At 44.1% G+C, this 15359-nt stretch carries 9 protein-coding genes; 4 read left to right on the top strand and 5 right to left on the bottom strand.

All coding sequences use genetic code 11. From position 1 onward, the window contains the following. Nucleotides 1-48: 48 nt before the first annotated feature. On the bottom strand, nucleotides 49-2184 hold the full coding sequence (locus VHA02S_RS07585; protein ID WP_038897903.1) for a TonB-dependent siderophore receptor: 2136 nt from the start codon (nucleotides 2182-2184) through the stop codon (nucleotides 49-51). A 122-nt stretch (nucleotides 2185-2306) separates the two neighbouring features. Then, complete coding sequence (locus VHA02S_RS07580; RefSeq protein ID WP_038897904.1) at nucleotides 2307-3245, bottom strand: AraC family transcriptional regulator; 939 nt, start codon at nucleotides 3243-3245, stop codon at nucleotides 2307-2309. Nucleotides 3246-3790: 545 nt separating this feature from the next. On the opposite strand from VHA02S_RS07580, the gene zwf reads away from it, so the two are divergent. Genes zwf through gnd form a run of 3 tightly spaced genes read left to right on the top strand, consistent with a single transcriptional unit; the run spans nucleotide 3791 to nucleotide 7495 of the window. Then, nucleotides 3791-5293 carry a glucose-6-phosphate dehydrogenase gene (gene zwf / locus VHA02S_RS07575; protein WP_005445999.1) on the top strand — a complete coding sequence of 501 codons (1503 nt, stop codon included), beginning with the start codon at nucleotides 3791-3793 and terminating at the stop codon, nucleotides 5291-5293. Then, nucleotides 5290-6006, top strand: coding sequence for a 6-phosphogluconolactonase (pgl, locus tag VHA02S_RS07570; protein WP_009697496.1), 717 nt, complete (start codon nucleotides 5290-5292; stop codon nucleotides 6004-6006). The genes zwf and pgl overlap by 4 nt, the downstream gene beginning before the upstream one ends. Nucleotides 6007-6046: 40 nt before the next feature. After that, entirely contained in the window at nucleotides 6047-7495 is a 1449-nt protein-coding gene (gnd, locus tag VHA02S_RS07565) for a decarboxylating NADP(+)-dependent phosphogluconate dehydrogenase (protein WP_005445995.1), read from the top strand. A gap of 178 nt (nucleotides 7496-7673) precedes the next feature. On the opposite strand, the gene VHA02S_RS07560 is transcribed toward gnd, so the two are convergent. The 3 genes from VHA02S_RS07560 to VHA02S_RS07550 form a co-directional block, all read right to left on the bottom strand. Then, entirely contained in the window at nucleotides 7674-8612 is a 939-nt protein-coding gene (locus tag VHA02S_RS07560) for a universal stress protein (RefSeq protein WP_038897905.1), read from the bottom strand. A 229-nt stretch (nucleotides 8613-8841) separates the two neighbouring features. Then, nucleotides 8842-9552 (bottom strand): EAL domain-containing protein, encoded by a 711-nt coding sequence (locus tag VHA02S_RS07555; protein ID WP_038897906.1) that lies wholly within the window; start codon nucleotides 9550-9552, stop codon nucleotides 8842-8844. A gap of 173 nt (nucleotides 9553-9725) precedes the next feature. Further along, nucleotides 9726-12023 carry a M9 family metallopeptidase gene (locus tag VHA02S_RS07550; RefSeq protein ID WP_038897907.1) on the bottom strand — a complete coding sequence of 766 codons (2298 nt, stop codon included), beginning with the start codon at nucleotides 12021-12023 and terminating at the stop codon, nucleotides 9726-9728. A gap of 265 nt (nucleotides 12024-12288) precedes the next feature. Here VHA02S_RS07550 and VHA02S_RS07545 point away from each other — a divergent pair, with 265 nt between their 5' ends. After that, entirely contained in the window at nucleotides 12289-15324 is a 3036-nt protein-coding gene (locus tag VHA02S_RS07545) for a M6 family metalloprotease domain-containing protein (protein WP_102949581.1), read from the top strand. Nucleotides 15325-15359 lie beyond the last annotated feature (35 nt).

Below are 15359 nucleotides of genomic sequence, written 5' to 3'. Positions count from 1 at the left end.
TGTTTTTATGTTCTCGAAAAAGAACTTGTTTGAGCGGCTTGTTAGGCGTTAGAACTTGTACTCAAGCTTCGCTTCGATAGATCGTTCAGCACCAAACCAACAGTTGTTCTTGTCATAACAGCTGTAGTATTCCTCATCAAAGATATTGCTCGCAGACAGCGTGACGCTTGCGCCGTCGAGTGATTGTGAAGCCGCCGATAAGTCATAGCTCGCCGCTAGGTCAACCAAGGTGTAATCTGGCACTTGGTCACTGTTTTGTGCATCCATTTCTGTTTTACCCACGTAACGAACGCCAGCACTGGTGCGAAGCCCTGTCAAAGTACCTTCGTAGTAGTAATTTGCCCATAAAGAAGCGGTTTGTTCTGGTACCCACACTGGTGTTTTGCCTTCTTGGTGGTAATAGCTGTCTTCTTTAATTTCCATATTGATATAGGTGTAGTTTAGCGTTAGGTCAGCTTGCGGTGTTGCTTGCCATTTCGCTTCTAGCTCTGCACCCTGAGAAACCACTTCACCAGCTTGGTATTGCGGTGCGTATGGGTTGTTAGGATCGGTCAAGATCGCGTTTTTCTTGGTGATATGGAACAGCGCTAGGTTGCCTGATACGTCACCACCCAGAGGGGCGTATTTGAAGCCCAGCTCCCATTGATGACCAGTAGAAGGGTCGAACGCTTTACCTGATGCATCAGCCCCCGCGATTGGTTCAAAACTCTCTGAGTAAGTCAGGTAAGGAGACAGACCAAAATCAAGCTCGTATAACGCACCAACTCGGAAAGATACGTTGTTTTCATCAAGCTTTTCCTTGCTCGGTGTGACTGTGCCTAGGTAATCACTCACAGTGTTGGTGTCGGATTCGTATTTATCCCAGCGAAGTCCGGCAATCATCACAAGGTTTTTGTAGCGAAGTTGGTCTTGGAAGTAAACGCCAAGCTGTTTCGTCTTGATATCCAGTGCTTGCTGGTAAGCGAACTTTAGAGCGTCGCGGTCAATCTGATTGTGATTAGGATTAAAGATGTCTTGCGTAAGCGAGTAACCTAAGGTGTCTTTGTATTTCACATCAGAATCTAGGTATTGGTAATCTAACCCAAGTAGCAAGTTATGCTCGAAATTGCCATGGGCAACGTAGCCTGATAATTGGTTATCAATCACAAATGAAGTTGAGTCTTCATCCGTGAGGTAAGCATTACGACCAATCGTGCGATTATCAGCGGCTAATGGGCTGTTGTACGTGTTTTCTTGGTACGAGTCAGCCGTCATGTAGCGTGCATTTTGCAAGAACTGCCAGTTGTTATTGAAGTCGTGCAGAATTTTGTAGCCAACCATCAACACTTCACGTTCATAGGTGTTCCAGTTTTTGTCGCCCAAGTAAGTATCAGGAGACAACGAACCGAGTGGGTTATCGAGAACGGAGCCCGCTGCTGGAACTGTGGTGTAAATACCTGCCGAAGGATCGTTTTGGTAGTACACGTTGACATTAACAAGCGTGTTGTCTGTCGCTTGCCAGTCGAATGACGGCGCAATCAGATAACGCTCGTCTTCTGATGTCTCTGCTTGACCATCTCGCTGTTTCGCCATCCCTACGATGCGGTAGTTCACGTTTGAGTCACCAATTTGCCCCGTAGTGTCGAAGTTCACTTCTTTCAGGCTGTTGGTGCCAGTACTGACTGATACCGTGTTAGCTGGCTCAGATTGCGGAGTCTTTGCGATGATGTTGACCATGCCGCCTGGTGGAATGTTTCCATATAAAACAGACGTAGGTCCTTTGAACACTTCAACTTGCTCAACCGCAGCCGCATCAATTTGTGGCTGTAAGTTCCAACCGTTGAATAGGAGAGGGAGACCATCGTAGAAGTTGGTGTAGTTAATGAAACCACGGATATTGAATAGGTCTAGACGCGTAACGGCACCACCGCGCAGTTCGGTATTTACACCAGATGAGTAACGAAGTGCTTCGCTGACCGTGCTCACTCCGCGTAAATCCATCTCATCCTTCGTAATGATGGTGATTGCCTGTGGGGTTTCTTCTGGTTCTAATGACGTTTTTGTTGCCGTATTTCGGTAAGTTTCACCTAATACGGTCATTGTTTCGAGTTGAGTTACGTCTTCGTCAGCAACAGCGTGTCCTGCGATCAGCGCAGAAACAACAACTGCAAGTGTTGAGCGACGAAATTTAATCGGGGTTTCCATTTTTCCTAATTCCACTACTTTTTCTAGTTATTGATAATGATTGTTATTTGTATTTTATAGATAGGAAAAATAGAAAAGTTAACAATTTGGTGCAACTCGCTCTAAAGGATAGGACTTTTCTCTTACTTCGAGTATCGGCTGTAACAACGCTCTACGGGTAACCAGTATTGCATTTGGGCGTTATCACTGTCGGGTTGGTAGTCTGCCGGATAGTTTTCAAGCTCATACCCATCGACGCCGCGATAATTTGAAGCAGGTAACCAACACATGATGAACCACTCAAGGGTTTGTGCAAGTTTCGCTGCCTTACCGATGTGAGTGATTACGGCATAAGTTTGCTGTGGTACGAATAAGGTCTCTAACTGGTCAGACACTGCATTTGGAATGCTTGGTAAATGAACATTGCCATCGAGTTCATAACCTGCCCAATATTGAAGATTCGAACCATCAAAGTGAGGGTGGGTGACATCAATAACACCGAGATGGCGAACTGGTGACTCTTCGACTTGATCGGCAATGAGAGAAAGCTGAAGCCATAACTGCGGCACTTTGTAATGGAAGTTTGGAGAAGGGGAGAACAAACCGCAGATTGGTTGAGAAAGCCCCTGAAGATAAAAGCTTGGTTTCGTTTCAATCTTTACTTCGATAAAGTGTCCGTCATTGTGCGACGCTTCTGGAAGGTGGCGTAACGTAAATGGTTTACGTAACCCTGATAACTGTTGGTTTTTTCTATATTCGCGAGGGCTGACAGAAAACATCTGCTTGAATGCGCGGCTGAATGCGTGCTCGGAGGCAAACCCCATTTCCAGCGCAATATCCAAAGAGCGCTCACTTCCGCCGACTAATCGCTCTGCTGCGTAGCTTAACTTAAGCTCTCTAACGTAGTTTGCAACCGAAAGTCCTGTTTGCTGCTGAAATACGCGCTGCAGCTGCCAGCGAGACCAGCAACTTTGTTGCGAGATGTCATCAACGCTCAAAGGGGAATCAAGATTACTATGAATGTAATCCAATACGCCTTGAATACGATGCGTCGATTGCTGTTTTGCTGAGCCCTGATTCATAGCAGTCCTAACGTGTGTTGATAGAATTCTCCATTATCTTTAATTAAGTATCATTATCAACAACTATGAAGTAGAGTTGTAAATTCTGCATAGTGCACAGAGCTTATGTAATGGATTGCAAAATTGAACAATAAATAATCTTTTTAGAGTTTTTGCTTAAATTTTATCACTAGACCGAGCAGGGTATTTATTTCTTTTAATTCAATTGATTATGATGATTTGTGTAAATTATTTAAACGTTTGCACCGCCAAGTGTTGATGTAAATCAAATAGTCGTAGACAATACGCCCCCGTGTCGGAAATCTCCTCCGAAGAGTGCAAGGTTGTACTCGAGAGACATAAGCGTCTTATATGACCTCCAAATGTTGAGAACCTGACTATGTTTAAGGGGCTCAGTAGTTGTAGTGATTTGAGACTATAGGCTTTACCTATCAACGTAATAGGTAAGACCAATTTTCTATTTTTGAGTGCCATTGATAGGGTTGGCTCAATCCTTTAGCCGTATCCGGGCACACAATAAGTACCTCGTTTTTAAGGGAAAGATGATGGTAATACCAGAAAACAGCAGCATCGTTATTTTTGGTGCTTCAGGTGACCTTACGTACCGTAAGTTAATTCCTGCTCTCTACCACCTCTATGCGAACAAACAGCTTCCAGAGAATTTTGCCATTCTTGGCGTAAGTCGTACTGAGTACAGCGACGATTCTTACCGTGAAAAGCTGAAAAAATCGCTTCAGGAAATGGAGAAAACTGAGCCAGAAACGCTTAATGCATTTATCAATCACCTGCATTACCAAGCAATCAATACTTCTGACACACAAGATTACAGCAAGTTGGCGACACGCTTAGACCAACTGGCAAACGAATACCAATTCGAACAACGTAATACGCTTTTCTATCTTGCAACGCCACCAAGCCTATACAGCGTGATTCCTGCCAGCCTTGCAGCTCACGGTCTGAACAATGAGGAAGATGGTTGGAAGCGTCTGATCATTGAGAAACCATTCGGTTACGACCTTGAATCAGCGCGTTCACTGGATAAAGAGATCCACGAACACTTCCAAGAGCATCAGATCTACCGCATCGACCACTACCTAGGCAAAGAAACGGTTCAAAATCTGCTTGTTCTTCGCTTCTCTAACGCGATGTTTGAGCCGTTGTGGAACCGTAACTTCATTGATTACGTGGAAATCACAGGCGCAGAATTCTTAGGCGTAGAAGAGCGTGGCGGTTACTACGATGGTTCAGGTGCTGTACGCGACATGTTCCAAAACCACTTGCTACAAGTACTGGCAATGGTTGGTATGGAGCCGCCTGCACAAATTAATGCTGACGCGATGCGTGATGAAGTTGTGAAAGTGCTTCAGTGTCTTAAACCACTGGATGAAGACGCACTTCGCAACGACCTTGTATTGGGTCAGTACACGGCGTCTGAAGTTCGTGGTCAACAACTCCCAGGTTACCGTGAAGAGAACGGCGTAGCAGACGATTCTCGTACTGAGACTTACATCGGTCTGAAAGCTTACATCAACAACTGGCGTTGGAATGGCGTGCCTTTCTACGTACGTACAGGTAAGCGTCTACCGACTCGCGTGACAGAAGTGGTTATCCACTTTAAACAAACACCACACCCAGTGTTTGGACAAAACGCACCAGAGAACAAGCTGATTATTCGTATTCAGCCAGACGAAGGCATCCAAATGAGCTTTGGCCTGAAAGAGCCGGGCGCAGGCTTTAAAGCGAAGGAAGTGAAAATGAACTTCCACTACGCTGACCTGCAAGAAACCCAAATGCTAACTGCTTATGAGCGTCTACTTCTTGATGCCCTAAACGGTGATGCGACGCTATTTGCTCGTAGCGATGCGGTTGAAGCGTGTTGGAAATACGTGCAACCAATTCTAGATTTCAAGCAAGACCCACAAGCGCTATTCGGATACGCATGTGGTACATGGGGACCAAAAGAAGCGGACGACTTGCTACAGCGAGCTAACCGCGCATGGCGTTTCCCTTGTAAAAACCTAACAGATACGGACTACTGCGAACTATGATCAACCACAAGATCTACCAAACAGCAGAGCAGGTAGTAGAAAGCCTTGCTAACGATATGAAAGCGTTTAGCGAAATGGGCCGACCTGTTCACATCTCTCTTTCTGGCGGCAGCACACCTAAAATGCTGTTTAAGCTTCTGGCAACAGAGGCTTACGCGACGTCAATTCAGTGGCAAAACCTCCACTTCTGGTGGGGTGATGAGCGCTGCGTTGCGCCTGATGATGCAGAAAGCAACTATGGCGAAGCAAATGCTCTACTCTTTACGCAGGTCAATATTCCTGCTGAGAACATTCACCGTATCCGTGGTGAAGAAGAGCCAAAAGTAGAAGCAGAACGTTTTGCGAAAGAGATGGCAGAAGTGATTCCAACTGAAAATGGCACTCCTGTGTTTGATTGGATCTTGCTTGGTGTTGGCGCAGATGGTCATACTGCATCACTGTTCCCGGGTCAGACAAACTACGATGATGAGAACCTATCAGTGTTGGCGTCTCATCCTGAGTCTGGTCAGATTCGCGTATCAAAGACGGCACGCGTATTAGAAGCAGCGAAGCGCATCAGTTACTTAGTACTTGGTGCTGGTAAAGCAGATATCATTGAAGAGATTAACAGCTCACCAGCACGCGTACTTCCATATCCGGCGGCGAAGATCCAAGCGACATCGGGTCTGACGGAATGGTATTTAGATTTAGACGCAGCGGCGAAAATCGTTTAAGACGGTCGCTGGTCGAATAAAAGACAATTGGAGAGAAACAATGAAAGGTGATATCGGTGTAATCGGCCTTGCTGTAATGGGTCAAAACCTTATCCTAAACATGAACGACCACGGCTTTAAAGTTGTGGCTCACAACCGTACTGCTGCTAAAGTAGACGAGTTCCTGGAAGGTCCGGCGAAAGGCACAAACATCATCGGTGCATACTCTCTAGAAGAACTAGTAGAGAAGCTAGAAGCGCCACGTAAAGTGATGTTGATGGTTCGCGCAGGTGAAGTTGTAGACAAGTTCATCGAAGCTCTAGTACCTCTACTAGACAAAGGCGACATCATTATTGACGGTGGTAACACTAATTACCCAGATACAAACCGTCGCGTTGCTGCACTACGTGAAAAAGGCATCCACTTCATCGGCACTGGTGTATCTGGTGGTGAAGAAGGTGCTCGTTTCGGTCCATCAATTATGCCTGGTGGTTCTGCTGAAGCATGGGAAGCTGTTAAGCCTATCTTCCAAGGTATTGCAGCGAAAACTGACGCTGGTGAGCCTTGTTGTGACTGGGTTGGTAACGATGGTGCAGGTCACTTCGTTAAGATGGTACACAACGGTATCGAATACGGTGACATGCAGCTTATCACTGAAGCTTACCAGTTCATGAAAGACGGTCTTGGTATGTCTGCAGATGAGATGCAAGCTGTATTCGCAGATTGGAACAAGACCGAGCTAGATAGCTACCTTGTTGAAATCACTGCTGACATCCTTGGCTACAAAGATGAAGACGGTGAACCACTAGTAGAGAAGATCCTAGATACAGCGGGCCAAAAAGGTACTGGTAAATGGACTGGTATCAACGCACTAGACTTAGGTATTCCACTGACTCTTATCTCTGAGTCTGTATTCTCTCGTTGCCTATCTGCATTGAAAGACCAACGTGTTGAAGCTGAGTCTCTATTCGGTAAGACAATCACACCAGTTGAAGGCGACAAGCAAGAGTGGGTTGATGCACTACGTCAAGCACTACTAGCATCTAAAATCATCTCTTACGCTCAAGGCTTCATGCTAATGCGCGAAGCATCGAACGAAAATGGTTGGGACCTAAACTACGGTAACGTAGCACTAATGTGGCGTGGTGGTTGTATCATCCGTTCTGCGTTCCTAGGTAACATTCGTGATGCGTACGAAGCGAACCCAGATATCGCATTCCTAGGTTCTGATGAGTACTTCAAAAACATCCTACAAGGCAGCCTAGCGGCATGGCGTAAAGTAGCAGCGAAATCTCTAGAGTCTGGTATCCCAATGCCATGTACGATTTCTGCGCTATCTTTCCTAGATGGTTACACAACTGCTCGTCTACCAGCTAACCTGCTTCAAGCTCAACGTGACTACTTCGGTGCTCACACTTACGAGCGTACGGATCGTCCACGTGGTGAATTCTTCCACACAAACTGGACTGGTACAGGCGGTAACACAGCGTCGACAACTTACGACGTTTAATTGCGCTTTAGTGATTTAAAACAAAAGGATGCCAAGTGGCATCCTTTTTTAATGACTGTTGCAACCTGTGTTCCTTGGGTTCAAATCTAACGTAACGCTCAGAATCCATACCTTGAAGTCACTTGGGCATATAGGCATATTTCGTCCTTATATTCCCTCCTGGTGTTGGTGTTTTGACTCAAACCGAAAGGGGAGAAACGAAACTCTTTGGTTTTAACGCCACCAAAGAACAGTCGAGTGACTGCAAGACATTCTCTGCAGTATTACCAATGACCATACCTTGAATGCCCGTTCGAGCAATGGTGCCCATTACAAGCACATCTACATCCTCTTTATTGACCCAGTTTGGTATCTGCTCATCAGCGGAACCGTGCAAGTGATGGATAAAGAACTCACCATCAATTTCAGAAATTTGGATGATGGAATCCAATGCTTCACGGTGTGCGATTCGGTGAGCATCGATTTGTTGATCGAGCACTTCATCTTCAATCTGAATCCAAATATGATGCCTTAGATAGCTTTCCATCTGATACTCCCAACAAGACACGATGTGCAATTGTTGGTTGTAGGAGTCTGCGATGGAGTGGGCTAACTGGAGAAGATGAACTGTTAATTCTTGTTGCTCTCCACTGGAAATGATGGGATCGATAGCCACCGCCACTCGTTTCGATACCGTTACATGTTTTGCTGCTCGGTTTAGCCATACAGGGCAAGGGCATTTACGCAATAATTTCATATCGAGCGCTTTAAACCCTTTTGTTCCCTCATCCAGTGGCTCAGCATCTTTGATTACCAGATCGTAATGGTGTTTATTAACTTGTTGAATGATAGAGACAACAGGTTTGTCACCACTCTCAACGCTGATTGGGAACGGCTCTACATCGTCAGAGAAAGGATCATTCAACTGAGCGGTTTTAATGTCAGTAAATAGGGAGTCTATCAGAGAGTTTTCGTAGGTCTGTTGGTATTCGCGCATATTGGATGGCATCTCAGGGCACACGATAAGCCCAGATAAGCGAGCGTCATGGATTGTGGCAAGTTTCATTGCTTGTTCCAGTGAGTCACTTTTGCCAGCCAATCCTTGGCTAACGAACAAGATATTTTTGAATCTTTTCATACACACCTCCTTTTTATTAAGTGTTGTATCAGAAAGGTAATATTTCCATGTTTATAGTGTGGTTACTTGACCTGAAACAACATAAATTGGATGTGCAAACTGAGATCAATACCTTAGCTAGATTACGGATGATTGAGTTTGAACGCGGCTTGAAAATGAAAACGCCCAAAGAGGGAATCTTTGGGCGTTTCGTTATCTGGAGGAATGGTTAGGAAAAGAAAGTCGTTTGTTAAGAACACAACGAAACAGCTTCTTCAGACGGCAATGGGTAAGGGCGCGAATAGTGGTAGCCTTGGACCAAAGAGTGGCACTCTTTAAGCATCTCATGATGTTGAGTGTCTTCGACACCTTCAAAAATCAAACCACGAGAACAAAATGGTGCTAAGAAGTACTCTAACGCTTGTATAGACTCTAGATCCGCGTACTTGAGGAAGCTTTTGTCGATTTTAATACGGTCCCAAAAGATGGTGTCGAGCGACATATTGGCGAGTTTGTTGTTGCTATGATAATCATCCAACCAAATTTCGATGTTGTTTGCCTGTAACTGCGACAAGTTATGGTGTATTTCTTTCGATTCGGTATAGCAATCAAGCTCACTGATTTCTAATGCGAACTTGGCTCCGTTGAAGCTTAAGAGCTTTTGTACAAAGTGCTCGTCAGCCAAACATGAAAGCTTAATATTAAATGAGTGTCGCTGGTGTGGGTATTGGGCGAGAGAAAATTGAATTTGCTGTAAAGCGAGCGTTTGAATAAACGAATTATCTACAATTGAAAAGAAGACGTCGTTATTAATGTTATTTTTGTCAAAAGTACAAATCTTCGATAACGTTTCGTAATATTGAATTTCTTGACTTTTAGGGCAAATGATAGGTTGTACTAATGTTTCTATATCAAAGTCAGTCAATTTGAAGTTAGGCAGGTAAGGCTTATTCCTTTGCATATTATTCACTTTTTCAATTTAATATTACGACGTTACACTTAAGCATTGTTTTGCATTTTATATCCAAAGTAATTGCTTCAGGAAATTAAGAATTATAATAGCGCTATAAATTATATTTAATGTTCATTAAGCACCGTGAGGAAAGCAGGTGCTTAATGAAGGTTGAGAATGGCTTATTTCGCGACCACTGATAGCTCTACGTCGAACTCGTCACGACCACTGATGCTGAAATAGTATTGACCCGTTTTTATGGTGCCGTCTTCATTCTTTGGAATCGAAATGGATTCGTTACTGCCATGAGTAAAGTTGGTCCACTCGTACTCAAAGTAGTGACAGACTTTGTCATAACAAGCATATAAATCGGCGTCACCGCTACCGGTAATCGATACTTCCAATTGATTGAAGCTCTGCGTCACGTCGACAAAGAAAAGTTTCTCTGCGAACTTTTCACCACTAACTTGAACACTGGTATTGAGCTCAATTTTCTTCGGTTTTTCTTTTGGCTTCGGCTTAGAAATGTCCGTGTCATCAATGTCTTTGGTTACTTCATCTAGCCATGAGTGAAACTCTGTATTGTAGGTAGGACCGAGTCGTTCAAGGAGTTTAACCCACTCTTTGTATTGTCCGGTACGTGAATATCCCAAAAGCTCGGTTACGTCTTCAGGATGCTTTTCTAACATAAAGCGCACGGCTAGGTAGCCCCAACGGTAAACACGATTCAAACCGTCGCTGTAGTTGGTACGGAACACTTCATCTAAAGTATGAGTTTTGTCTTTACCAAGTACTAATGCCGCGGTATAGCCGTCTTTGTAGTGCATGTATTCAGCGAAGCCTTCTAACCACCAAACGATGCTACCTTCGCGCATTGTCTCGTGGAAGTCACCGTATTGGTTAAATCGTCCGTCCAAATAGTGAATGTATTCATGCTCTAAGTTTAGAATCGAAAAGTCGTCATCCCATCCGTTTTGATAAGCGACGAATCGAGGTACATTTCCTTGCTTGGAAGGGTCTCGTTCGAGGAATTGTCCGCCGTTGTTGGTCGTGTTACCGAATAGGAAGCTAGAGTAGGTTGAATAGTCGTTTTTGGTTTTAAAAACAATAACGTCAACACTGTCGCTATGATCATCAGCGACAGGCTGATATCCCGTGTTAACAATTTGGTGGAAGTCATCTTCTTTCAGGTTCAATGTTTCGCAGCTTGTCACTGCTTGAGCTTCAGTCATTTCCTGAGCGAGTATTTGCGCAGGTCCACGACAGTCGTAACTGAATGTCATGATTTTCTGTTTTAGATCTTGCTTCGCATTACCAAGCCCGAGTTGTTCTAGGTAATCCGACGCATAAGCATTGACCATTTCAGCAATACCAACCCATATTCGGTCCGATTTACCACCGAGTGGGTAACGTGCCAACAAGCTACGTAAAGTATCGATGACGACTTGTTTTGTGCTCGCATCTTGGGTTTTGACAAGTCTAGCGAGCTCTCGGGCGGCGTTGCCGAGTAATTGTTCAGAGTCGGTGCCAATTGCCCATTCGTTATTGGTAATAAAAGCACTCATTCGGTGAATATAACTTGGGTCAGACTCGATAAGGTCGTAAAACGCTTTGGTTTGAGAGTGTCCAGCCATAGCGATAAAAACATTGTTGATCGCTTTGCGGTAGTAATAGCTTTCGCTTTTATCTTGAGAAAAGCTATCGAGAACGTTGAAGACGTCAGGAGCGGCAATGGCGAGCTGTCGAATGCTATCGACGACAATCAACATTGATGCAAGAGCTTCTTGTTGCTCGCGTCCTTCAGTTAAGGCATGTGGCGAACGCAAAAACTGTTGAATTGTGTTAGCAATGCGTTCGCTCAATTCCGACGGGAAAGGTTGTAGCTTTTTAGCAAACGTATCGTGGCGATTTTTGTAAGCCGCTTTAATAAATTCACCCAGATAGTAAATTTGCTGAGCTTGCTCTTTTGTACCTTTGTAAGCTTCAATTGCCTTTTTTAAACCTACGTCAACTCGACTGACACTCAATGTGCTAAAAACGGTATCTGCTTGTTCAGCAGAAGGGGAGAACCAAGTTCTCATACACTCGTAGTCGCTGTTGGCGACACGTGATTCGATATTAACTCGGTCAAGGTTAAGTTCCGTAACAGTACATTTTCCTTTGTGTGGGAAAAGCTCGGTATCGTCATCTACGTCAGTATCGTCGTCAGTGGTTCCGTCGTCTTTGGTAGAGTCATCATCACCCGTAGTGTCATCATCTGAGTCTTTATCATCGTCTGATGTTGTATCATCATCGGTAACGGTGTCGTCATCGTTGACAGTATCCGTATCGTCGTCATCTGCTGTAGAATCTGAATCTGAATCTGAATCTGCGTCAGTGGTGTCATCATTTTTATCGCCGGAATCCACATCAGCGATAGGAACTGTCGTGACACCACCGGAAGAATCATCGCCACCACATCCAGTTAAAACACCAAGCATGGATAAAAGAAGACATGCGGTTGTAATATTTTTCATAGAATTAGTATTGTAATTAAAATGGGATTTAAATATATATTTTTACTAATCCATAGTTAAATAATAGGATTTAATAAGAAAATAAATATGTCTTATGATCCTTGAGGATATTTAAATGTGATATTAATCAGATAACCAATTTTTATAACGTTAGTAGAATTGTTAATTGGGAAGAAAAATTTGATTTTGATATACATAACGTCACTTTTTAACCTTAGTCGACGAGTATATGAAAAAAATATATTTTCCGATCATCAGTACACTGATGGCTTCTTTTGCCCATGCTAATACGTTACCTGCACCTACTTGGCATGAATTCCAATTAAATGACGGCTCTAGGAAAGAGCTAAAACTTTATGGCGACCAAGAATCTTTTTGGTATCAAGACCGGGAAGGCATTATCTACGTCTATGACGAAGATACAGGATGGTTTTATGGTCAACACGAAGTGGTTGATGGTCGCTTTGTTGCGACTTCAATTGGTGTGGAAGCCAAATTAGAAACACCACAATCAGTGAAAGCACTGTTAAAAGAAAAAGTCAGTCCGACGTCCTCTTTAGTACCTTCTAGTCGTATTGATCCGCTAAGTGATGCCTATTTTGAGCAAACGCCACCTCGAGCGGTTAACGCGACAGATGACCCAAAGCATCAACCTTTGTTGGTTGTCCAAGTAAGCTTCAATGATGAAGCGTTTGTGAACGACTTTACCGATGTGATTTTTGGTGACAACCAACAAAGCGTCAAAGACTACTTCCACAAGAACAGTTACGGACGTTATATCGTTGAACCGGCGAGAGAAACACAAGGCACAGCGAATGATGGTGTTATCGATATTACGCTGGACATTGCGCATCCGAATTGCCATTCAAAAAATGATTCGACGTGTGATGGTAAGCTAAAAGCGGCGTTCAAGGCGGCTTACGATAAGTTAGATCGTTACGTAGATTTGTCGACTTACGACGATAACAACGATGACAAAATTAGCCCTGATGAGCTGTCGGTGATGTTTGTATTTGCAGGATACGATAAATCTGCGGGCTCAATTAACACACCATATATCTGGCCTCACCGCTTCAGTCACAATACAGTTGAGATCGATGGTAAGACGATCCGTGATTACTGTTTGTTTGCGGACTTCCAAGGCAATCATCAGTCTACGATGGGGGTCATTGCCCATGAGCTTGGACACTTGATGCTTGGACTACCGGATTTATACTCCTACAAGCATTCTGGTTCCGTGGGCCAATGGGGTCTTATGGGCGGAGGAAGCTGGGCAAGCAAACAAGGCGATAGCTACGCAGGGGAAACTCCGGTCAATATGCTGGCGTGGAGTAAGGAAGCTGCTGGTTTCATTAAACCTAAGGTCATTGATACTTCTGGTTCCGCGACCATTGAAACGGCACAAGGCGAGGGAGTGATGTATCTCGACCCTTACTTGAAGCAACAAGGACCTAGAGCGTACTTCGAAAACCGCCGCAAAAACCAATATGACCGTGCGTTATCTGGTGAAGGACTACTAATCACAGCAGTGAGCGTGGACAACCGCTTTAACGACAATGGTCCAATGCAAGTACAGGTTTTCCAAGCGGATGGGCTTGATGAATTACAAACGCGTGGTTGGTCTGATCAGGGGGACGTGTTCCCTGGTTCAAGCAATGTAGTGACAGTTACGGACGATACATCGCCTTCGCTAAAAACAATCACTGGCGGGCGCGAAACCAATATCTCAATTAATGATATTGCGAGTACAGCGCAAAATGGATCGCTACGAGCGTCAATTCCTTCTTCAAACAATAAATCGGCGTGGATCACCTCACTGTCAAGAACTTACGTTTATGAAGACTCACGCAATAACACAATAGGGTTTGGGTTAGATAACAACGAAGGTTACAAGACATTGGTAGGTTTCTACTTGTATGCGAAACCAATTCAGCCAAATGCCGATATGCGCTACCGCATGTTTAAGTATGACTTAACGACTAACCGCTGGGGGAATGCATCTATCAACGTTGATACACAAGTTGAAGTGTCATCGGGTGCGATTCCTGATTCGGGCGGTCGAGTGATGTTTGCTGCACCATTTGAGATTGATGACGGCGAACAGCTGTTGGTGATTGAATTAGAAAACGCAAAGCCGGAATACAGCTACTCATTCTTGGATGCTTACTTGTCTAACGGACAGAAAAAGAAACAGTTTTTCGGTACTACAAATACGTACAAGACGAATGGTTTAAGCGAAGGTCGTGGTCGTAACTATCCGTTTGCTGCTTTGTTAGAAAAACCTCAAGCAAAACCGAGCATTACTGCCCAGAGAGACTCTGTGACGTTGATGAGTGGTGAAAGCGTTACGATTGATGTACTAGCGAACGATCGTTCTTCTGATGCAAATAACACCATTAAGTTGGACAAAATCACAACAAAACCAGCGATTGGCAGTGCAGAAATTGCTGGGCAGAAAATTCGTTACTCAGTACCTGTTTCAGATATTCCTGAGCAGAGAACAGTGATGAAGTATCAAGTGTCTGACGATTTTGGTACGACGGCTGAAGGTGAAGTTGTTATCACCGTCAATTCTCCAGTTGTTACAGCGAGCAACCTTCAATACAAAACCCAAGAAGACAAGCCTTTAGCACTTGAATTACGGCAGCAGCAAGGATTGGAGAAGGGTGACACCATCGTGATTAAAACCGCGCCTAAGCATGGTAAGTTAGATGGCGATACCTACCAAAGTGATGAAAACTATTTTGGTAACGACCAGTTCGAATTTGCAATTGTGAAAGAAAACGGGCGTGAATCTAACACTGCAACGGCTGTAATAACGATTGAAGCGGTCAATGATGAACCAACGTTTGCGGTAAAAGCAAGCCGTAAAGAAGGTCTAGAAAACGACAAAGTTACATTATCAGCCCTTGATCTAAAAGATGTTGACTCAGCTGATCACTCGTTCAAATGGCGCCAAGTTTCAGGAACCACCGCTAAGTTTACCACCACAGAGACACCAAATGTGGAAGTGACTTTACCGAAAGTCAGCAAGAAAAGTGAAAAGCTGACGTTTGAAGTGGCGGTAAACGACAAAGATGGCGCGATCATTACCAAAACCGTTGAAGTGGTCGTTAAGCAAGCTGTTGTGTCGGAAACCGATCCTGGTAAAAGTGAAGAAGGTGGCTCAATGGGCTTGTGGATTACTTTGTGTATGATGCTAATTAGCCTAAGAACAAAGAGTAATAATTTGTACAGATTCATAATAAGGAATGATATTCCGTAGAAAAGCATTATAATTCATTGCCTTATATGCACAGG

It is taken from the genome of Vibrio harveyi NBRC 15634 = ATCC 14126 = KCTC 12724, from assembly GCF_001591145.1.
GTDB lineage: Bacteria > Pseudomonadota > Gammaproteobacteria > Enterobacterales > Vibrionaceae > Vibrio > Vibrio harveyi.
This window is presented reverse-complemented; position numbering and strand designations above follow the sequence as displayed.